Annotated in this window: 18 protein-coding genes and 2 pseudogenes; 1 reads left to right on the top strand and 19 read right to left on the bottom strand. The window is 70.7% G+C overall.

The annotated features are described in order from the left end of the window. Window positions 1-63: 63 nt before the first annotated feature. From AC1DS4_RS18440 to AC1DS4_RS18365, 16 genes and pseudogenes are all read right to left on the bottom strand, one after another. Window positions 64-1,356, bottom strand: a complete 1,293-nt coding sequence (locus tag AC1DS4_RS18440; RefSeq protein WP_477633356.1) for a DivIVA domain-containing protein — start codon at window positions 1,354-1,356, stop codon at window positions 64-66. A 118-nt stretch (window positions 1,357-1,474) separates the two neighbouring features. Further along, window positions 1,475-1,762 carry a YggT family protein gene (locus tag AC1DS4_RS18435; RefSeq protein ID WP_477613302.1) on the bottom strand — a complete coding sequence of 96 codons (288 nt, stop codon included), beginning with the start codon at window positions 1,760-1,762 and terminating at the stop codon, window positions 1,475-1,477. A gap of 42 nt (window positions 1,763-1,804) precedes the next feature. After that, window positions 1,805-2,284: a cell division protein SepF gene (locus AC1DS4_RS18430; protein WP_477613303.1), complete on the bottom strand. Its 480-nt coding sequence runs from the start codon at window positions 2,282-2,284 to the stop codon at window positions 1,805-1,807. Between the two features lie 83 nt (window positions 2,285-2,367). Then, a complete protein-coding gene (locus AC1DS4_RS18425) occupies window positions 2,368-3,075 on the bottom strand; it encodes a YggS family pyridoxal phosphate-dependent enzyme (RefSeq protein ID WP_477633355.1) in 708 nt (235 codons plus the stop codon). Continuing rightward, a complete protein-coding gene (gene pgeF, locus AC1DS4_RS18420; protein ID WP_477633354.1) occupies window positions 3,072-3,797 on the bottom strand; it encodes a peptidoglycan editing factor PgeF in 726 nt (241 codons plus the stop codon). The genes AC1DS4_RS18425 and pgeF overlap by 4 nt, the downstream gene beginning before the upstream one ends. 67 nt (window positions 3,798-3,864) lie before the next feature. After that, window positions 3,865-5,097, bottom strand: a complete 1,233-nt coding sequence (ftsZ, locus tag AC1DS4_RS18415) for a cell division protein FtsZ (RefSeq protein ID WP_477633353.1) — start codon at window positions 5,095-5,097, stop codon at window positions 3,865-3,867. Window positions 5,098-5,411: 314 nt separating this feature from the next. Next, complete coding sequence (locus AC1DS4_RS18410) at window positions 5,412-6,173, bottom strand: cell division protein FtsQ/DivIB (RefSeq protein ID WP_477623583.1); 762 nt, start codon at window positions 6,171-6,173, stop codon at window positions 5,412-5,414. Beyond that, window positions 6,170-7,606 carry a UDP-N-acetylmuramate--L-alanine ligase gene (gene murC, locus AC1DS4_RS18405; protein WP_477613308.1) on the bottom strand — a complete coding sequence of 479 codons (1,437 nt, stop codon included), beginning with the start codon at window positions 7,604-7,606 and terminating at the stop codon, window positions 6,170-6,172. Before murC ends, AC1DS4_RS18410 begins: the two co-directional genes overlap by 4 nt. Continuing rightward, window positions 7,603-8,721 carry an undecaprenyldiphospho-muramoylpentapeptide beta-N-acetylglucosaminyltransferase gene (gene murG, locus AC1DS4_RS18400; protein ID WP_477633352.1) on the bottom strand — a complete coding sequence of 373 codons (1,119 nt, stop codon included), beginning with the start codon at window positions 8,719-8,721 and terminating at the stop codon, window positions 7,603-7,605. Before murG ends, murC begins: the two co-directional genes overlap by 4 nt. Beyond that, on the bottom strand, window positions 8,721-10,016 hold the full coding sequence (gene ftsW, locus AC1DS4_RS18395; RefSeq protein WP_477613310.1) for a putative lipid II flippase FtsW: 1,296 nt from the start codon (window positions 10,014-10,016) through the stop codon (window positions 8,721-8,723). Before ftsW ends, murG begins: the two co-directional genes overlap by 1 nt. 2 nt (window positions 10,017-10,018) lie before the next feature. Beyond that, window positions 10,019-11,536 carry a UDP-N-acetylmuramoyl-L-alanine--D-glutamate ligase gene (gene murD, locus AC1DS4_RS18390; protein ID WP_477613438.1) on the bottom strand — a complete coding sequence of 506 codons (1,518 nt, stop codon included), beginning with the start codon at window positions 11,534-11,536 and terminating at the stop codon, window positions 10,019-10,021. 11 nt (window positions 11,537-11,547) lie between these two features. Beyond that, the gene (mraY, locus tag AC1DS4_RS18385) at window positions 11,548-12,630 is read right to left on the bottom strand and encodes a phospho-N-acetylmuramoyl-pentapeptide-transferase (protein ID WP_477613311.1); all 1,083 of its coding nucleotides are present in this window, start codon (window positions 12,628-12,630) and stop codon (window positions 11,548-11,550) included. After that, window positions 12,627-13,958: pseudogene (locus AC1DS4_RS18380) on the bottom strand (UDP-N-acetylmuramoyl-tripeptide--D-alanyl-D-alanine ligase); the annotation flags it as partial. The gene mraY and the pseudogene AC1DS4_RS18380, both read right to left, overlap by 4 nt. A 113-nt stretch (window positions 13,959-14,071) precedes the next feature. Further along, window positions 14,072-14,464 carry a glutamate ligase domain-containing protein gene (locus tag AC1DS4_RS18375; RefSeq protein ID WP_477646098.1) on the bottom strand — a complete coding sequence of 131 codons (393 nt, stop codon included), beginning with the start codon at window positions 14,462-14,464 and terminating at the stop codon, window positions 14,072-14,074. A 79-nt stretch (window positions 14,465-14,543) separates the two neighbouring features. Continuing rightward, window positions 14,544-15,509 (bottom strand): annotated as a pseudogene (locus tag AC1DS4_RS18370) (Mur ligase family protein); the annotation flags it as partial. A gap of 143 nt (window positions 15,510-15,652) precedes the next feature. After that, on the bottom strand, window positions 15,653-17,437 hold the full coding sequence (locus AC1DS4_RS18365; protein ID WP_477633349.1) for a peptidoglycan D,D-transpeptidase FtsI family protein: 1,785 nt from the start codon (window positions 17,435-17,437) through the stop codon (window positions 15,653-15,655). Here AC1DS4_RS18365 and AC1DS4_RS18360 point away from each other — a divergent pair. Next, window positions 17,415-17,630, top strand: coding sequence for a hypothetical protein (locus tag AC1DS4_RS18360; RefSeq protein WP_477613315.1), 216 nt, complete (start codon window positions 17,415-17,417; stop codon window positions 17,628-17,630). The genes AC1DS4_RS18365 and AC1DS4_RS18360 overlap by 23 nt on opposite strands. A 171-nt stretch (window positions 17,631-17,801) precedes the next feature. Here the strand turns inward: AC1DS4_RS18360 and ftsL are convergent, their stop codons facing one another. The 3 genes from ftsL to mraZ all read right to left on the bottom strand — a co-directional run bounded on the left by ftsL (window position 17,802) and on the right by mraZ (window position 20,123). After that, window positions 17,802-18,455 (bottom strand): cell division protein FtsL, encoded by a 654-nt coding sequence (ftsL, locus tag AC1DS4_RS18355; RefSeq protein ID WP_477613316.1) that lies wholly within the window; start codon window positions 18,453-18,455, stop codon window positions 17,802-17,804. Further along, window positions 18,452-19,444: a 16S rRNA (cytosine(1402)-N(4))-methyltransferase RsmH gene (gene rsmH / locus AC1DS4_RS18350; protein ID WP_477633348.1), complete on the bottom strand. Its 993-nt coding sequence runs from the start codon at window positions 19,442-19,444 to the stop codon at window positions 18,452-18,454. Before rsmH ends, ftsL begins: the two co-directional genes overlap by 4 nt. A gap of 247 nt (window positions 19,445-19,691) precedes the next feature. Next, window positions 19,692-20,123 (bottom strand): division/cell wall cluster transcriptional repressor MraZ, encoded by a 432-nt coding sequence (gene mraZ, locus AC1DS4_RS18345; RefSeq protein WP_477613318.1) that lies wholly within the window; start codon window positions 20,121-20,123, stop codon window positions 19,692-19,694. Window positions 20,124-20,207: the final 84 nt, after the last annotated feature.

Below are 20,207 nucleotides of genomic sequence, written 5' to 3'. Positions count from 1 at the left end.
GCCCACCGCGATGCGGTGGGCGCTCTCGTCGTGCACTGCTGCCTGTAGCCGGAGGTGGGCCTCCTACCGGTTGTCGGAGCCGTCCTCGTCCTGCGTCTGGCCCTCGTCGTCGCCGGCCTCGGCAGGCTCCACACCGATCTGCTCGAGGTCGGCGAGCTGCTCCTCGATGTAGTGCTTGAGCCGTGCGCGGTAGTCGCGCTCGAAGGTCCGCAGCTCGTCGATCTTCTTCTCGAGCATGCTGCGCTCGCGATTGAGCTCCTCGAGGATCTGCGCCTTCTTCTGCTGCGCCTCGTGGACCATGCCGGTCGAGCGCTCACGGGCCTCCGTGATCATCTGCTCGTGCTTGGTCGTCGCCTCGCCGACGAGCTCGTCGTGCCGGGACTGCGCCGTGGCCAGGAGCTCGTCGTGGCGGGACTGACCCACGGACAGCAGCTCGTCGTGCTTGTTCTGGCCGACCGTGATCAGCTCGTCGTGCTTGCTCTGGCCGTCGCCCACGAGCTCGTCGTGCCGTGCCTGTGCCTCCGAGATCAAGCGGTCCCTGGTGGACTCGCCCTGGCCGACGTGCTCGTCGTGCAGTCGCTGAGCCATCTCGAGCAGGGCGGCAGCGCTGGCGCCACCACCGACCCCGGCACCCACGGCCGCGGCGTGGCCCTGTTCCGCAGCAACGATGGGCGCCGCCTGGGCTGCCTGCGTCGCCTGCGCAGCCTCGACCCGGGCGGCCTCGAGGGCCTTGGTCTGCTCGTCGTTGGCGCGCTGGAGCTCCTCGGCCTGGCGCTGGGCCTCCTCGGCCTGGCGCTGGGCCTCCTCGACCTGCTGCTGGGCCTCGGCAGCCCGCTGCTCAGCCTCGGCGGCCCGCTGCTCCGCTTCCTTGGCGCGGGCCTCGACGGCCTGCGCGCGCTCCTGGGCACCCTTCTCGGTGTCCGAGATGCGACCCTGGGCGGCCTGCTCGGCCTCCTCTGCGCGGGCCTGCGCCGTCTTCTCGGCCTCCTCGGCGCGGGCCATGGCTGCAGCCACCCGCTCCTGGGCTGCCTTCTCTGCCTCGTCGGCCTTGGCCGTGATGGCCGCCAGGCGCTCCTCGGCCTCGCGGGTGGCCTTCGCCTCCGCCTCCTGGGCGGCCTTGGCGTCCGCTGCCTTGGCAGCGGCGGCGTTGGGGTCGGCCTTGGCGACGACCGGCATACCCTTGGTCTGCCGGCACTCGTTCAGCTGGTCACGGAGGTCATCCCCCTCCTTGACGATGCGACGCATCTCGGCGACCACCTCGTCGAGGAAGTCGTCCACCTCGCGTTCGTCGTAGCCACGCCGAAACTGCGTCGGCGTGAAGTTCTTGTTGAGGACGTCCTCAGGCGTGAGCGTCATGTAGTCACCTCGGTTGGCTGGCATGAGCAGTGCAGGTAAAGCATCCCAGAGAATGGGTCACGCGCCAGCCTAGAGGATGCGGCGCGGACCAGGATGTGGCTCGTCGGAAAGTGGGCGACTACAACAGGCTCAACGCCAGGCTGGTCAGCAGCATCAGGACCAGGAACGCCAGGTCGAGGCGCAGGGTGCCCAGCGTCAGCGGGGGGATGATCTTGCGCAGCGCCTTCAGGGGCGGGTCGGTGATCGTGTACACGAGCTCCGCCACGACGAGGATCGCGCCGCGGGGACGCCAGTCGCGTGCGAAGGCCTGCACCCAGTCCAGGACCAGCCGTCCCAGCAGGATGATGAAGAAGAGGAAGACGACGAAGCGAAGGGTGCTCGCGACGATGTTCTGACCCAGCAGCATGGGCTCACCCTGCCATGGGAGGTTTGGTGTTGGCTGTGTGGGTCAGCTCTGGTTGAACAGGCCGCGGGCCGCCGTGGGGGCCGCGGGGCCCTCCTCCGCCGAGACCTCGACGTGTGACGGCGACAGCAGGAACACCTTGGAGGTGACCCGCTCGATCTGCCCGTGGAGTCCGAAGACCAGTCCGGCCGCGAAGTCGACCAGGCGCTTGGCGTCGGAGTCGTCCATGTCGGACAGGTTCATGATGACCGGCGTGCCGTCGCGGAAGCTCTCGCCGATGTTCTTGGCCTCGTTGTAGGTGCGCGGGTGGATCGTGGTGATGCGGTTCAGCGCACCCACCTCGACGTCGCGGACGACCCGGGCGACGGGGGTGCGCTGCGGCAGCGGGGTGACGGCGGCCGAACGCTCCGCTGGGGCCTCCTGGTGGCCGGGCTCGTCGTAGTCGTACTCGTCGTAACCGTCGTAGCGCTCGTCATCCTCGGCGAGCCCGAGGTACACCATCGTCTTGCGCAGTGCCCCAGCCATGTGCGAGCTCCCTTTGGGTTCAGTGCCTACTGTCCGTTCACGACCACGCCTTGCCCGCGAGATCGCCGTCTTCGCAACAGAAGTTACCGGTGTGACTGCCGAGAACCGAGGATTGCGCTCCCGACACGCAGGTGTGTCGCTCCGTGCGCCACCGCAGCCTCGAGGTCTCCACTCATCCCAGCGGAGATCCAGGTCGCCCGCGGATGCCCCTGTTGTATGCCGTGTGCCACCGCGCGCAGGCGGGCGAACGCGTGCGCGGGGTCGGCCCCGAGCGGCGCGACCGCCATCACGCCACGCAGGTCGAGGTGGTCGCAGCCGGCCACCTCGTCGGCCAGCGCCTCGGCAGCCTGCGGCTCGACCCCTCCCCTGTCGGGTGGGTCGTCGAGGGAGACCTGGACCAGGACGGCGGGACGGACACCACGGGCGGCTGCCGCGCGATCGAGGGCGGCGACGAGCTTGGGGCGGTCGACCGACTGCACCACGTCGGCATAGGACACGACCGACCCTGCCTTGTTGGTCTGCAGCTGACCGATGAAGTGGACCTCCACGTCGTGCCGCCGGGCCAGCTGGGACACCTTGGCCGAGGCCTCCTGGTCGCGGTTCTCCCCGATCGCCGTGACGCCCAGCTCCACCAGGAGCTCGATGTCGCTGGCGGGGAAGAACTTGGTCACGGCGACCAGCGCGACGTCCGACGGGTCCCGTCCGGTCCGGGCGCAGGCCGCATCGATGCGCTCGCGTACCCGGGCGAGGTTGTCGGCGAGCTCGGCGCGACGCGCCTCGCCGGTGCTCACGCCACCCCGGCCACGACGACCCCCGCGAAGCGACCGGTGCGCCCGTCGCGGCGGTAGGAGAACAGCCGTGCGTCCTCACGGGCACACCCCGGGACCCACTGCACCCCGACGTCATTGGCCACCAGCTGGGCGACCACCCCTGCGGCGACATCGATGGCGGGGGTGCCTGACCACGACCGTGCGGACGACTCGGGTGCGACCTCCGCGGCCGCGGCGCGCATCCCCGCGGGGACCTCGTAACACCGGCCGCAGACCGACGGCCCGACCACGGCGCTGATGTCACGGGCACCGAGGTCGCGCATCTGCAGCACCGCGGACTCGACGATGCGGGACATCATCCCCGGCCGACCGGCATGCACGGCGCCCACGACGCCGGCGACCGGGTCGGCCAGCAGCACCGGGATGCAGTCGGCCACGAGCACCGCGATGGCCAACCCCGGGGTGGCGGTGACGACGCCGTCCGCCGGAGGCGGTCCCTCCGAGCCCCACTCCCGGTCGACGACGATGACGTCGTTCCCGTGGCACTGTTGCATGAACAACAGACGATCACGTTGCACCCCAACGGATTTCGCGACCCGAGCACGGTTCTCCTCGACAGCACCGACCTCGTCCCCCACGTGCCCGCCCAGATTGAGCGATTCGAAGTCGCCGCCGCTGACGCCACCCTCGCGGTCGGTGAAGGCCCATTGCACGGGACCGGAGTGCGCGCGCCAGTAGAACACCGCCCCAACCTACGACAGAGGCGCCGGAGTCGTCCGGCGCCCCTGTCGGCGTGGTCTCAGCGTGTCGTCACTTCAGGAAGTCGGGCACGTCCAGGTCGTCGCCCTCGTCGAAGGTGACGGTCCGCGGCGGGCGGCCAGCGGGCTCGCGCTGCGCCGCGGGCTCGACCGGCGTTGCCTGCGACGTCTGCACGGGGGCGTCGCGCGACACGGGGGCTGCGACGGGCTCGAACCTGGGCGTCTCGGCGACCGGGGCAGCGGCCTGCGGGACGGGCGCAGGGGTCGCCGGCTGCTGGGCCGGGCGCGACGAACCCTGGATCTGTCCGATCGCGCGGTCGTTCTCGCGCTTGAGGGGGGCGCCGCCGTCAAAGCCTGCGGCGATCACGGTGACCCGCACCTCGTCGCCGAGGGCGTCGTCGATGACCGCGCCGAAGATGATGTTGGCCTCGGGGTGGGCCGCTTCCTGCACCAGTCGCGCCGCCTCGTTGATCTCGAAGAGACCGAGGTCGCTGCCACCCTGGATGGACAGGAGCACACCGTGGGCGCCGTCGATGCTGGCCTCGAGCAGCGGGCTGGAGATGGCGAGCTCAGCGGCCTGGACGGCCCGGTCGTCGCCGCGCGAGGAGCCGATGCCCATGAGGGCCGAACCGGCACCCTGCATGACGGACTTGACGTCGGCGAAGTCGAGGTTGATCAGTCCGGGTGTCGTGATGAGGTCGGTGATGCCCTGGACGCCGGACAGCAGGACCTGGTCGGCCGAGCGGAACGCGTCGAGCATGCTGACCGTGCGGTCACTGATCGACAGCAGCCGGTCGTTGGGGATGACGATGAGGGTGTCGACCTCTTCGCGCAGGTTGGCGATGCCGGTCTCCGCCTGGTTGGCGCGACGACGTCCCTCGAACGTGAACGGACGCGTCACCACACCGATGGTCAGGGCTCCGAGCCCCCTGGCGATCTTGGCGACCACCGGTGCACCACCGGTGCCGGTGCCACCACCCTCACCTGCGGTGACGAAGACCATGTCGGCGCCCTTGAGCACCTCCTCGATCTCCTCCGCGTGGTCCTCGGCGGCCTTCTTGCCGACCTCGGGGTCGGCGCCGGCACCGAGGCCCCGGGTGAGCTCACGGCCGATGTCGAGCTTGACGTCCGCGTCGCTCATCAGCAGCGCCTGCGCATCAGTGTTGACGGCAATGAATTCGACGCCCTTGAGGCCGACCTCGATCATGCGGTTGATGGCGTTGACGCCACCTCCGCCGATGCCGACGACCTTGATGACGGCCAGGTAGTTCTGTGGTGCTGCCACGGCGGTGGGCCTTCCTGAATGCGGTGCTTGGTGATGGTCGTCGCTGGGTGCTGACGAGTCCGTGGTGGTGCCCGTCGACCGATCGCCTGTCCCTCGACGTCAAGTTGAGGGTTACCCTCATCCGCGTCCAGATGCCTACGTTTCGGTGTCGCCGACGCTATGCGTCACATGGGTCGCAGGCAACCTGATCGACCGCGTGTCGCAGCACAGATTCACCCGATTCAGCAGTTTTCCGCGGGGTCGTCGGACGGTCTGTCACACCCGTCACTTCAGCCCCACAGGCCACAGTCTGTCACGAGCTGCGGGTGTCGCCCTCAGCGGGTGACAGGCGTGCTGGGAGCGCTGACATCGATCAGGGCCGGCCGTGACCTGAGCAGAGCGGTCATGATCGCCACCTTGCGCTCCGGCTCGTCGACTCCGCCCCAGACCACGGAGGTCCGGCCGATCATCAGCGTGACGAGGTTCGCGCTGCTGACGGTGATGTTGGTGACCCGCTTCTGCGTCGCCGCGGGGAGCGCCTTCAGGACGCTGACCGCAGCGGCGAGGGCATCCCGGGACAGGGCGGCTGTCGTCGCGGCGTTGACGGTCGGGACGCCCCGCGGAGGGGTGCTGACCTGGGCATAAGCCATCCCTGTCTCATCTACAACCTGTAGTTGACCTTGAGGGTTTTTGACCACGAGGAACGGTTGCCGGGGGCTCGCGTGGATGACCAGCGTGCTGGGCCAGGACCGCTCGATCGAGACGTCCGCCACGGTGGCCCGCTCGGCCACCCGGGCGGCCACGGCGGCACTGTCGACCCGCGCCAAGGGCTCCCCCAGCGGCACCCTGGCCATGGCCCTGATGGCTGCGACCTCCGCGTCGGGGACCCCGACCACCTCGACGGTGCGGACGGCGAGGACCGGGCTGAACCCGACCACCCACCCGAGGAGCACCACGACCGCGAGGCCGGCGGCGGCATACCCGAGCAGCCGGAGGGGGCGCTGGCGCACCTCGTGGGCCCGGCGCTGGAACCGCGCACGTGACGACGCGAGGCCCGTGCGACCCACGCGACCGCTGGACCCGGGATGGCGGCTCATGCCTGGCCGAGGGCGCGCAGGATCTCGGGCCCGATCATCGTCACGTCCCCGGCACCCACCGTGATGACGAGGTCCCCCTCGCGGGCCAGACCGGCCACGTGCTCGGCCACGGCCGACCAGGACGGGATGACGATGACGTCCGCGTCCGGACGCAGCTCACGCAACGCGTCGGCGACGAGCTGGGACGAGACGCCCGGCATGGGGTCCTCCCGCGCGGCATAGATCTCCATGAGGACGACCACGTCAGCGGGCAGCAGCGCCGCCGCGAACTCGCGGGCGAAGTCACGCGTACGCGAGTAGAGGTGGGGCTGGAAGACGACGACGAGCCGCCCCTCGCCGGCCAGGTCCGCGCCCGTCCCCACGACGGCCGCGACCTTGCCGGGGTTGTGGGCGTAGTCGTCCACCACCGAGACACCGGCCGCCGACCCCTTGGGCTCGAACCGGCGCCGGGTGCCGGTGAAGCCGAACAGCCCGTCCAGCACGCGGGTGGGGTCCTGGCCGAGGCCGTCGACGGCCACGGTGTAGGCGGCAGCGGCGTTGAGCAGGTTGTGGCGACCGGGGATGTTGATCCGCAGGTTCCGCGCGACGCCGTCGGGTCCGGTGACGGTGACCCGACCCATCAGCCCCCGGAACACCTCGTCGCGCAGGACGACGTCGGCCTCGCTCGACCATCCGTAGGTGAGCACCCGCCTGCCTGCCGCTCGCGCTGCCAGCGCCAGCTCGCGGGACCCCTGGTCGTCCTGGCAGGCGACGAGCAGTCCACCCTCGAGGATCGACGCCGCGAACGCGGTGTAGGCCTCCTGCACGCGCTCGAAGGTTCCGTAGAAGTCGAGGTGGTCCGGCTGCACGTTGGTGACGACCGCCACCTCGGGTCGATAGACGAGGAACGAACCGTCGCTCTCGTCGGCCTCCGCGACGAACACCTCGCCGGTGCCCCAGTGCGCGTTGGTGCCGTGCTTGGCGAGCTCACCGCCGGCCGCGAAGGACGGGTCGACGCCACAGTGCTGGAGCGCGACCGTCAGCATCGAGGTCGTCGTGGTCTTGCCGTTGGCCCCCGCGACGGCCACGCGCCGCGAGTCGGCCATGGTGCTCGCCAGGGCCTGTGAGCGGTGCAGCACGCGCAGGCCCGCCGCGCGGGCGGCCGCCAGCTCGATGTTGGACTCGCGGATCGCCGAGGAGATGACCACGGTGTCCTTGCCCTCGACGTATGCCGCGTCGTGGCCGACGTGCACCTCGGCGCCTTCCGCGGCGAGGGCGGCGAGCACCGGGGACTGCTTGGCGTCGGAGCCGCTGACCGCGCACCCCCGGGCCAGCATCACGCGTGCCACGCCGGACATGCCGGCGCCACCGATGGCGATGAAGTGGATCGAGCCGAGGTCCCCCAGAGGAGGCACGGGCTCAGTGAAGTCGAAGCGTTCGTTGGAGCCGTTCATCGTTGCCGCGCAAGGGAATCCGTGAAGGCAGCCACCACCAGGTCAGCCAGGAGCTCGTCGGCGCCGCGCTCCCCCGTTGCTGCCGAGGCGGCAGCCATGGCGTCGATCCGGTCGCGGTCCGACACCAGGGGCACCAGGGTGCCGTCGACCCAGGCGGGTGTGAAGGCAGCGTCCTCGACCAGTAGGCCACCACCGGCGGCGACCACGTCGGCGGCGTTGAACCGCTGTTCGCCGTTGCCGATGGGCAGCGGGACGTAGACGGCCGGCAGCCCCACGGCGGTCAGCTCACAGACGGTGTTGGCGCCCGCGCGGGCGACCACCAGGTCGGCCGCTGCATAGGCGAGGTCCATCCGGTCGGCATAGGGGGCGACGACGTAGGGCGCGCCCGTTCCGCTGTTGTCGGCGACGAACTCCTTGCCGGCACCGGTGAGGTGCAGCACCTGCACGCCCGCCGCGCGCAGGGTCGCCGACCGCGCCTCGAACGTCGTGTTCAGCCGCTGCGCCCCGAGCGAGCCACCGGTGACGAGCACCGTCGGCCAGTGTGGTTCCAACCCGAAGTGGGCCAGAGCCTCCGGGCGCACCGCGGCGCGATCGAGCTGGGCGATCTCGCGACGCAGGGGCATGCCGATCGCGGTCGCGTGGGCGAGCTTCGTGCTCGCGAAGGTCGTGGCCACGAAAGGGGTCATCCGGGCGCCGACGCGGTTGGCCAGACCGGCTCGGGCGTTCTGCTCGTGCACGACGATCGGGACGTGTCGGCGACGGGCTGCGAGGTAGGCAGGGGTCGAGACGTAGCCACCGAAGCCGACGACCACCTGGGCACCGGACTGCTCGATGGCCCGTTCGGCGGCCGCGACCGCCGCACGCAGGTTGCCCGGGAGGCGGAGCAGGTCAGCGGACGGCCTGCGAGGAAGCGGCACCTTGGGGACGGTCATCAACGGGTACCCGCGGTCGGGTACCAGCCGCGCCTCGAGGCCCGTCTCCGTGCCCAGAGCGGTGATGACGACCTCGGGGTCACGACGGCGCAGGCAGTCGGCGAGGGCCAGGAGGGGCGAGACGTGACCAGCCGTCCCGCCACCGGCCAGCAGGACCGACCTGGGGGTGGACTCAGGGGACATCAGCGCCGACCCCGACGCCCGGGCAGGACCGCGAGCGAGCGGCGGACCACGGACGGTTTGGCCGACAGTGCCTCGGAACAGCCCGGTTCCTTGCGGGCAAAGGACAGCAGCATCCCGAGGGCGAACATGGTGGTCATCAGTGACGACCCGCCGTAGGAGACGAGCGGCAGCGGCACCCCGATCACGGGGAGCAGCCCGATCACTGCACCGATGTTGATGATGGCCTGGACCACGATCCATGCCATCACGCCGGCGGTCGCGACGCGCACGAAGGTGTCGTCGGTGCGCAGGACGATCCGGTAGCAGACCAGGGCCAGCGCGCAGAACAGCCCGAGCAGCACCAGGGTGCCCGGCAGCCCGAGCTCCTCACCGAGGATGGCGAAGATGAAGTCGTTGTGGGCCTCGGGCAGCCACTGCCACTTCTCGCGACTGGCGCCGAGGCCGACCCCCCACCAGCCACCGTCGGCGAGGGCGTAGCGGCCGTGCAGTGGCTGGCGGTACGCACCGTACTCGTTGGTGTCCTTGCCGAGCCAGACGTCGAACCGGGCCAACCGGTTCGGGCTTGTGACGACCATCGTCACGGCGAGGGCCGCGAAGAGGGAGCAGCCGTAGACGAACATCCGGCGCGGCACCCCCGCGGCGAACAACAGTCCCGCGACGATGCCGCCCATCACCATGACCGTACCGAGGTCGTGACCGAGCAGGACCAGGCCGATCGTCCCCGCCGCGACCGGGACGAGGAACGGGATGAGGACGTGCCGCATCTGGCCGAGCAGCCTGCGCTTGGCGGTGAGGACGGTGGCCCCCACGAGGATCAGCCCGATCTTGGCGAACTCCGACGGCTGCAGGGTGACCGGACCCAGGGCCAGCCAGTTGCGGTTGCCGTTGACGGAAACCCCCAGCGGCGTGAAGACGAGGAGCTGGAGCAGCAGCGAGCCGACCAGGATCGGCACCGCCAACGCCTTCCACGCCCGTGGTGGGATCCGCACGGCGACGATCATGGCGATCGCACCCATGGCCGCGAACTGCAGCTGTTTGCGGAAGAAGACGTAGGGGGTGGCGTTGTCGGTCTGGACCAGCGACTTCACCGAGGAGGCGGACAGGACCATGATGAGGCCGATGACCACCAGCACCACGGTCACGCTGAGCAGGACGTAGTAGCTCGTGACCGGCGAGTCGAGTCGCTGCAGCCAGCCTCCGACCCGGCCCGGCTCCCCCTGGGTCGAGGACGCGCGGTTCGAGGAGGCGTGCGACGCGGTCCGCGCCCCGGGGGGCGAGGTCGTGGCACTGCTCACGACTAGTCTCCTGCGGACCCGGCGTGGCGTGCGACCGCCGCAGCGAAGGCATCGCCTCGGGCACCGTAGTTGGGGAACATGTCCATCGAGGCCGCTGCCGGGGCGAGCAGCACGACGTCGCCGGGCTGGGCGAGCTCGGCCGCGCGCGCGACGACGGTCTCCATGACTCCAGTGTCCGTGCTCGACACCTCGACGACGGGGACATCCGGCGCGTGTCGGGCCAACGCCTCGGCCAGCCGGGCGCGGTCCGCGCCGATGAGGACGACGCCGCGCAGCCGCTCGGCCGCCTCGCGGACGAGGTCGTCGACGTCGGCGCCCTTGAGCAGGCCGCCGGCGATCCAGACGACGTGCTCGAAGGCGTGCAACGACGCAGACGCCGCGTGGGGGTTCGTCGCCTTGGAGTCGTCGACGTAACGGACCCCGTCGACCTCGCCGCAGTCGGCGATGCGGTGCGGGTCGGGGGTGAAGGCCCTCAACCCGTCGCGGACGGCCAGCGGGGCCACGCCATAGGCCCGGGCCAGGGCCGCCGCCGCCAGGGCGTTGGCCAGGTTGTGCGGGGCCAGGGTCGCCGCGCTGCCGCGGACGTCATCGAGGGTGGCCAGCTCTGCGGCCGAGGTCTTGCGCTGCTCGACGAAGGCCCGGTCGGCGAGGATGTCGTCGACGACGCCGACCATCGACAGCCCCGGCGTGCCGAGGGTGAAGCCGATCGCGCGACAGCCCTCCTGCACCTCGGCGTCCTCGACGAGCCGCTCGGTGACGGGGTCCTGCACGTTGTAGACGCAGGCGACCTTGGTCCGCGCGTAGACCTTGCCCTTGGCGCGCTGGTACTCCTCCATCGATCCGTGCCAGTCGACGTGGTCCGGGGCGACGTTGAGGCACACCGAGGCGTAGGGGGCGATCGAGTCCGACCAGTGCAGCTGGAAGCTGGACAGCTCCACCGCGATCACGTCGTAGGGCTCGGGGTGCAGCACCGCCTCGAGGATCGGCGTGCCGACGTTGCCGGCAGCCGTGGCGCGGAGCCCGGCCGCCCTGAGCATCGACGCGAGCATGGTGACCGTGGTCGTCTTGCCGTTGGTGCCGGTGATGGTCAGCCAGGGTGCCGGGCCGACCTCCGCACGCATCCGCCAGGCGAGCTCCACCTCGCCCCAGACAGGTATGCCGGCCTGCGCAGCTGCCAGGAGCAGCGGCTGGTCCGGGCGCCACCCTGGTGAGGTGACGACGAGGTCGGGAAGCGGGCCGTCCGGCAGGTCCGCGACGTGGTCCGGACCGAGGCGCACGTCCACCCCGAGGATGTCGAGGATGCGCGCGCGCTCCCCCAACGCCGTGGTGGCGGCGGGGTCGCCACCGTCCACGGCCACCACCCGCGCGCCGCGCTCGTGCAACGCGTCGGCAGCGGCGAAGCCGCTGACACCGAGACCGGCGACGAGCACGGACAACCCGCCCCAGTCGGCCGAGGCACTCGTCAGGCCGTCGAGCCGGCCGCCGACGGCGCCGTTGCTGCCACTGCCGGGACCCGAGATCGGTCCAGTGCTCACGCCGCGCCCACGACCCACTCTGCGTAGAACAGTCCGAGGCCGAGAGCGACGAACAGCCCGGCGATGATCCAGAACCTGATGACGATGGTGACCTCGTTCCACCCGAGCAGCTCGAAGTGGTGCTGCAGAGGCGCCATGCGGAAGACGCGTTTGCCGGTCAGCTTGAACGAGCCGACCTGGATGATGACCGAGAGCGTGATCGCGACGAACAGGCCGCCGAGGATGACGACGAGCAACTCGGTGCGGGTCGTGATCGCCAGTCCGGCGAGCAGTCCGCCGAGCGCGAGGGATCCGGTGTCGCCCATGAAGATCTTGGCCGGCGACGCGTTCCACCACAGGAACCCGAAACACGCCCCCATGGCCGCGGCGGCCACGACCGCAAGGTCTCGTGAGTCGCGCACCTCGTAGCACTTGAGGCCGGGGGTGTTCTGGCAGTTCTGGTTGCCCTGCCAGATGCCGATGAGCACGTAGGCCGCGAACACCATCACCGAGGCTCCGGTCGCGAGGCCGTCGAGCCCGTCGGTGAGGTTCACGCCGTTGGACGTGCCCGCGATCATGATGTTGGCCCAGATGATGAACAGGATCAGCCCGAGCAGCGTGCCGGCGAACGCGAGGTCGAACCCGGTGTCACGCACGAACGAGATGTGCGTCGAGCCCGGAGTGCGGTTCTTGCTGTTGGGAAACTGAAGCACCAGCACGGCGAACACGACGGCTACCAGGGTCTGGCCGATGAGCTTCTCGCGCGACCGCAGCCCGAGGCTGCGCTGTTTGGAGATCTTGATGTAGTCGTCGAGGAACCCGACGAGCCCCAGTCCTGCCATGAGGAACAGGACGAGCACTCCGCTCCAGGTCAGCGGGGTGCCGGTGAGCAGGTGCGCGAGGCCGTATGCCGCGAGGCTGGACCCGATGATGACCGCGCCACCCATGGTGGGCGTCCCGCGCTTGGTGTGGTGCGAGGTCGGGCCGTCGTCGCGGATGAACTGGCCGTAGCCGCGGCGGACGAGGAACTTGATGAACATCGGGGTGCCGAAGAGCGCGCCCACGAGGGAGATGACGGCCGCGAGCAGCACCGCCTTCACGTCGTGCCCTCCTCGCTGTTGGCTGCGCCGCTGCCGGCCAGTCTGTCTCCGAGCCACCGTAGTCCGGCATCACGGCTGGACTTGAACAACACGACGTCACCGGGCCGAAGTTCTTCGGCCAGCAGATCGTAGGCGGCGTCGGCATCCGGCACCCACACGGCCTCGTCGCCCCAGGACCCCTCGTGCTGCGCCCCGGTCGCCATCGGGCGGGCGGTGTCACCCACCACGACGAGCCGGGAGATGTTGAGCCGCACCGCGAGTCGCCCGATGGCGTCGTGCTCCGTGGTCGAGTCCTCGCCGAGCTCGAGCATCGACCCGAGAACCGCCCACGTGCGGCGTGCCGGCGTGGTGTCCTCGTGGCCGCGGCCGCCACCCATCGCCACCAGTGCCTTGAGGGCCGCTCGCATCGAGTCGGGGTTGGCGTTGTAGGCGTCGTTGACGACGGTCACGCCGTCGGGACGCTCGGTGACCTCCATCCGCCAGCGTGACGCCGGCACCGCTGTGGCCAGGGCGGCCACGATGTCGGCAAGGGCCATGCCGCACTCGAGCGCTGTCGCGACAACGGCCAGGGCGTTGCCGACGTGGTGCTCGCCGTGCAGCGGGAGGGTGACCCGGGCGCTGCCCTCCGGCGCGGCCACGGCGAAGGACGGTCGACCCCGCTCGTCGAGGGTGATCTCGGTCGCGCGGACGTCGGCCTCGGGTCCCGTGCCGACGAGCTGCACGCGGGCGGTGGTCTTCGATGCCATGGCGCGGACGACCGGGTCGTCCGCGTTCAGCACGGCGAGCCCACCGGGGGGCAGGGCCTGGACGAGCTCGGCCTTGGCGACGGCGATCGCCTCGCGAGAGCCGAACTCCCCCATGTGGGCGGTGCCTACGTTGAGCTCGATCCCGATGCTGGGCGGGGCGATTCGCGTGAGGTAGTCGATGTGACCAACCCCGCGGGCACCCATCTCGACGACGAGGAACCGGGTCTGCGGCGTCACCCGGAAGACCGTCAGTGGGACGCCGACCTCGGAGTTCAGGGAACCCACGGGCGCCACGGTCGGCGCCACGCCCGACAGGACGCTGGCGAGCAGGTCCTTGGTCGAGGTCTTGCCGGAGGAGCCCGTGATGCCGATGACCGTCAGGTCGGGATGCCTGTCGACGACCGCACGGGCCAGCGAGGCCAAGCCGGCCTGGATGTCCTCGACGACGACGCACGGGAGGTCGTCGACCGGCCTGGTCGTCATCGCCGCGACGGCCCCGAGTCCCGCGGCCGAGGAGACGAACTGGTGGCCGTCCATCTGCTCACCGATGCGGGCGACGTAGAGGCCGCCCGCTCCGGCCTCGCGAGAGTCGGTGACGACCGGTCCGTCGATGACCAGCGCGGCTGCCGCGGTGTCGTCCAGACCCTCAAGCCGGCCGCCCGTGATCTCGGCAATCTCCTTGAGCGACAACGGGATCATCGGCTGCCACCACCCTGTGTCCGACGGGCCGCGGTCAGCGCATCCAGGGCCTGACGTGCCTCGTCGCGGTCGTCGAACGGGTACACGGTGCCGGCGATCTCCTGTCCCGTCTCGTGACCCTTGCCGACGACGGCGACCACACTCCCCGGTCCGGCGTCGTGGGCAGCACGGACGGCCTCGGCGATGGCCGCCGCCCGCCCGTCGACGTCGAGGAGCCGGGCGTTCGTCCCCGCCTCTCGCGCGCCTTCGAGCACGGCGGCGCGGATGGCCTCGGGAGGTTCGGACCGGGGGTTGTCGTCGGTGACGACGACGACGTCGGCTCCCAGCGCTGCCGCGCGTCCCATGGCGGCGCGCTTGCCCCGGTCTCGGTCCCCACCGGCGCCCAGCACGACCACGAGGGCACCGGTCGTCGCGCAGCGCCTTGAGCGCTGCGGCGACCGCGTCGGGGGTGTGTGCGTAGTCGACCACCACGAGCGGCAGGCCGAGGTCGGCGGGGGTGGCGAGGTCGACGTCCACCCGCTCCATCCGGCCGGGGACGTGCGGGTCGACCAGGAGCGCCCGCTCGGCCTCCTGCGGCTCGATCCCCCCAGCCACCAGGGCGAGTGCCGCCATCGCCGTGTTGACGCGGTTGAAGTCGCCGGGCAGGGCAGATCGCAGGTGAAGGGTCGTCACCCCATCGGACAGCGTGAACGAGGAGGGGTCTTGCTCGTCCGACACGACCCGCCAATCAGCGTCGACCTCGGCCAGAGAGGTCAGCGTCGTCACAGGCACCGTGGCCAGGGTGCTCAGCTCGCGACCCCACTCGTCGTCGACGCACACGATCCCGCGCCGTGAGCGTTGCGGGGTGAAGAGCCCTGCCTTGGCCAGGAAGTAGTCACGCATCGTGGCGTGGAAGTCGAGGTGGTCCTGCGAGAGGTTGGTGAACAGCGCGACGTCGTAGACCACCCCGTCCACCCGGTGCTGGCTCAGGGCGTGGCTCGACACCTCCATCACGCAGGAGTCGATGGCCCGCTCGGACATCACCGCCAGCAGTGCGTGCAGCACGGTGGCCTCCGGCGTCGTGCGGACGCTCTTGACCCGCTCGTCGCCGATGCGCGTCTCGACGGTGCCGATCAGGCCGGTGGTGTGGCCGAGCGCCGTGAGGGCCGAGTTGACGAGGTAGGCCGTGGTGGTCTTGCCGTTGGTCCCCGTCACGCCGTACATCTGCAGCGGGAGGTTGCCGGTGGCGTAGACGAGGGAGGCCGCGAGTCCGACGATGCTGCGTGGCTGCTCGACGACGACGCGGGGCAGGTCCGCCACGCCCTCGGCGTCGAGGACGTCGAGCCCTGCCTCGTCCGTGAGGACGGCGACCGCACCCGCCTCCCGCGCCCCCGCGGCATACCTCGCACCGTGGGCGTTGGCACCGGGAAGGGCGGCGTAGAGGTCTCCGGGCACGACGTCCTGGGAGGACAGGCTCACCCCTGTGACCTCGCGGTCCTCACCGACCAGCGTGCCCCCGACGAGGGAGGCCACGGCGGAGAGCGGGGTCGCGTGCGGGGACGACGGACGGGGGGATGGCACGGACAGCGAGCCTACCCTCAGCGGGAGGAGCTGGATGCGCCCGACCTGCGGTCGCGGATGACGCTCAGGTCGCTGGCGGCCGGGACCTTGCTGGGGCGGATCTTGGCCACCGGCGACGACGTCCCCGTGGGCGGGATCTGCAGCTCCTGCAGCGCATAGGTCATGACGTCGTGGAACACCGGGCCGGCGACCACACCACCGAAGTAGCCCTTGATCGGCCGTTGCAGGGTCACCGCGACGACGATCTCCGGGTCGTCTGCCGGTGCGAAGCCGATGAAGCTCGCCGTCTTGCCCGAGTAGTGGCCGACGCGGGCGTCGTACCGGTCGGCGGTGCCGGTCTTGCCGGCCACCCGGTAGCCGGCGATCTTGGCCTCCGGCGCCGTGCCCTCCTTGGTGACGACGCCTTCGAGCATGTCGCGCACCTGCTTGGCAGTCCCGGGTGAGACGACCTTGACCGGTGCCGACTTGGCGGCCGGGGTGAACCCGCCCTTGCCGTCGCCGGTGGCGGCCACGATCCGCGGCGGGATGCGCACGCCGTCGTTGGCGATGGTCTGGAAGACGCCGGCGGCCTGGAGCGCGTTCACCGACAGGCCCTGGCCGAACAGCACGGTGTAGCGCTGCGACCCGCTCCAGTCCTTGACGTTGGTCAGCAGGCCGGGACCCTCACCCGGGAAGCCCATCCCCGATGTCTGGCCGAGGCCGAACTTCCTGAAGTAGTCGTACATCGTCGGCGCCTTGACCTTCTCGCCGGCCAGGATGGTGCCGATGTTGCTGGACTGCGCGAGCACCCCGGCGAAGGTGAGGTACTCGGTCGGGTGGTCGTGGCTGTCCTTGAACTCCGTGCCCGCGCGGTGGATCCGGTTGGGGACCTCGACCACGTCCGACGGGGTCACGACACTCTCCTCGAGAGCGGCTGCAGCGGTGATCACCTTGCCGGTGGACCCGGGCTCGTAGACGTCGTTGAACGCCTTGTTGGTCCAGTTCTCGCTCGACTGGCCGGGCTGGTTGGGGTCGAAGGTGGGATAGGACGCGACGGCCAGCAGCTCCCCCGTCTTGACGTTCTCCACGACGACCGTGCCCGACAGCGCCTGGGTCTCGATGACCTTCTGGGCGACGGCGTTCTGGGCGAACCACTGCAGGTCGGAGTCGATGGTGAGCTGGACCCCTCGGCCCGGCACGGGGTTGATCGTCTCCTGCCGCGCGTTGGGGATCGGCCGACCGTCCTGGGACTGCTCGAAGATGGTCTTGCCCGACTTGCCCCTGAGGGTCTTGTCCATGAGGACCTCGAGGCCGGCACCGGCCGTGCCGTCGGACTGGACGAAGCCGACCAGGGCCGAGGCGGCCGTGGCGGTGGGATAGACACGGTCGGAGGTGGCCTCGGAGTAGATGCCGTTGATCCCCAGCTCGGAGATCTTGCGCCAGTTGAGCGGGGTGACGTTCTTCTGCAGCACCCGGTACTTGGCGTTGCCCGTGAGCTCTCCCGTCAGGGTCTCGACGGAGATGCCCAGCAGCGGCGAGAGGTCCTGAGCGGCACCGGCCACGCCCACCTTGGTGCGCACGCCGTCCACCGTCTTGACGTACTGCGGCACCGCGGTCTGGTCGACGGTCACCGTGCGGCGCTCGATGCTCGAGGCGAGGATCGTGCCGTTGCGGTCGGTGATCGAGCCGCGCATGGCCGGCAGCGCAATGGTCGCCGTGCGCGAGGACTGCGCGTTCTTGGACACCGCCGAGGCGTCAAAGCCCTGCAACCGCAACAGCTGCGCGCCGAAGATGCTGAAGATGAAGAGCACCGCGATCGTCATGGTCCGCATCCGCCGGCGCGGGCTGGAGGCGCCCAGGCTGACCCGGCGACGGGCTGGCGGGCGCGGCGGTGCCGGAGGGCGCTGCGCCGGGCGAGAGCTCGGCTTCGCCGCCCTGGCGGGGCGCGCGGGCGCTGCCGGCTTGGCGGCCTTGCGAGGTCCTGGCTGGCTTCGCGCGGTCTCTGTGCGCGGCTGACCTGCCTTGGGGTTCGGCGCGCCGGTGCGGGGGCCGCGAGGACGCGAGGGCGCAGTAGGGCGCGGGGCTCCGGGGCGGCTGCCTCGGGTCTGCGTCACTGGGTACCTCTCGTCCTGTCCTGGGGTCGTCTGGTGGTGCTGGTTGAGTCGTGGTGCTGGTCGAGTCGTGGTGTCAGCGGCCGGGGGTGGGCGTGGTGGCCGGCTTCTTCGCCGGGGCCTTGGTCTTCGTCGTGCTCGTCGTGGTGGTGGTCCTGGCGTTGACGCTGGTCACCGTGGTCACGACCGAGCCGTCGGGCTTGGTGACCACCACGGTCGTCGTCGTCACATCCCCCTTCTTCGTGACGGTCGTCGCCGGACTGCTGCTCCTGGCCGGACCGGACTTCGCCGACGGCGCCTGTGGAGCTGTCACCACGGTAAAGCCGCCGTCCTTAGCCGCCGGCTTCGCCACGCCGAGGACCTTGCCGTCCGAGAGGCGGAGGAACGCGGCGGAGTCGGCCGGGACCATGCCGAGCCGGGTGGCCCGGGCTGCGAGGTTGGCCGGGCTGCGCTGGGCGTCGATGGCCTGCGTCAGGGCGTCCTGGGTGTCGGCGAGCTCACCGGAGGTCGACTGGAGGTTGTGTAGGGTGAACGACCCCTCGGCCATGGCGGTGTTGAGCATGAGCAGGCCGAACAGCCCCGCGCAGAGCAGGGTCATGCACAGCGCGGCAAAGAAGCCGTTGCCCGGGTGCCCGACGGCCGCGGGAACCACCCTCAGGGGCTGCGGGGGCGCGACCCTCCTGGCGGGTGCCCGAGATGCGACCCTCGCGGTCGCAGTCTGCTGGCTCATCGGTTGTTTCCCTTCGTGGTGGCGACAGTGGGTCGGGTGCGCTCGGCGGCGCGCAGGCGCACCGAGGCGGATCGGGGGTTGGCGGCCTGCTCAGCGGGGCTGGCCTCCTCGGCGCCGCGGGTGAGCAGGCGCAGGTATGCCGCGTGCTCGGGCAGCTCGACCGGCAGGCCCTGGGGGCTGCTCCCCTTGGCACCGGCCGAGAGCTCGCGCTTGGTGATGCGGTCCTCGAGCGAGTGGTAGGACAGGACTGCGATGCGGCCACCGACGGCCAGGGCGTCGATCGCCCGCGGGAGGGCGTCGGCCCACACCGAGAGCTCGGCGTTGACCTCGATGCGCAGGGCCTGGAAGGTGCGCTTGCCCGGGTGGCCGCCGCTCTTCTGGGAGGCCGCCGGGACGACCTTCTTGAGCAGCTCGACAAGACGACCCGATGTGGTGAACGGCGCCTGCTCACGTTCGCGGACGATGGCGCCGACGATCTTGCGGGCGAACCGCTCCTCACCGAACTCGCGCAGCACCGTCTCGAGCGCCGCCGGGTCGTAGGTGTTGAGCACCTCGGCGGCGGTCAGGCCTGCGGACTGGTCCATGCGCATGTCCAGCGGGGCGTCCTGGCTGTAGGAGAAGCCGCGGTCGGTCTCGTCGAGCTGGAGCGAGGAGACGCCCAGGTCGTAGAGGGAGGCGTCCACGTGGTCGACCCCGGCCTCGGCGAGGGCCCGCGGCACCTCGTCGTAGACGGCGTGGACGAGGGTGACCTGCGCGGCATACGGAGCAAGGCGTTCGGCGGCCAGCGCGAGCGCCTCCTGGTCGCGGTCGATGCCCACGACGTGCGCGTTCGGACAGCGCTCGAGGATCGCCTGTGCGTGCCCGCCCATCCCGAGGGTGCCGTCGAGGTACACCGCTCCGGGCTCCGTGAGGGCCGGGGCGAGCAGTTCGACGATGCGGTCGCGGAGCACAGGAATGTGCCGGTCTGCGGCCATTCCTCGTGCGTTCATCGACATCTCCTGCGGGACGGTGCTGGTGGTGCGGTGGGATCGTGCTGGGTGCTGCCGTGCTGGGTGCTGCCGTGCTGGTGCTGGTGCTGGTGCTGGTGCTGGTGGTGGTTGCCGTGGTGGTGCGGGGGCCCTGCGGTCAGGTCCCCATCCGCTTCAAGGGATGCGGCCCGGGGCGGGGGAAGTCGTCCCGGGATGCGAAGCGGCTGGAGACCTGGCTGCAGGGGCCGACGGTCAGCGAGCTCGGGGATCAGAGGAGTCCGGGGATGACCTCCTCGGACTGGTCGGAGAAGCCCTGTTCGGTGCTCTCGAGGTAGGTGTTCCAGCTGTCGGTGTCCCAGACCTCGACCCGGGAACCCGCACCGATGACGGTGCACTCGCGGGTCAGGCCGGCGTAGGCCCGCAGGTTGGCGGGGATCGTGACGCGACCCTGCTTGTCGGGCACCTCGTCCGAGGCGCCGGACAGGAAGACGCGGGTGAAGTCACGAACGGCCTTGCTCGTCGTCGGCGCGGCCTGCATCTGCTGGGTGACCTTGAGGAACTCGTCCATCGGGAAGACGTAGAGGCACCGCTCCTGGCCCCGGGTCACCACCAGGCCGTCGGACATCCGCTCGCGGAACTTCGCGGGGAGGAAGAGGCGGCCCTTGTCGTCGAGTCGGGGGCTGTGCGTACCGAGAAACATCGCGCCCACCTCCCCTGCCGACCCGTCCGAGGACCCCACGGCCCTCTGGTTTCCCCCACTTTACTCCACGATTGGCCACCACTA

It is taken from the genome of Pedococcus sp. P3_C7 (genome assembly GCF_056402615.1).
This window is presented reverse-complemented; position numbering and strand designations above follow the sequence as displayed.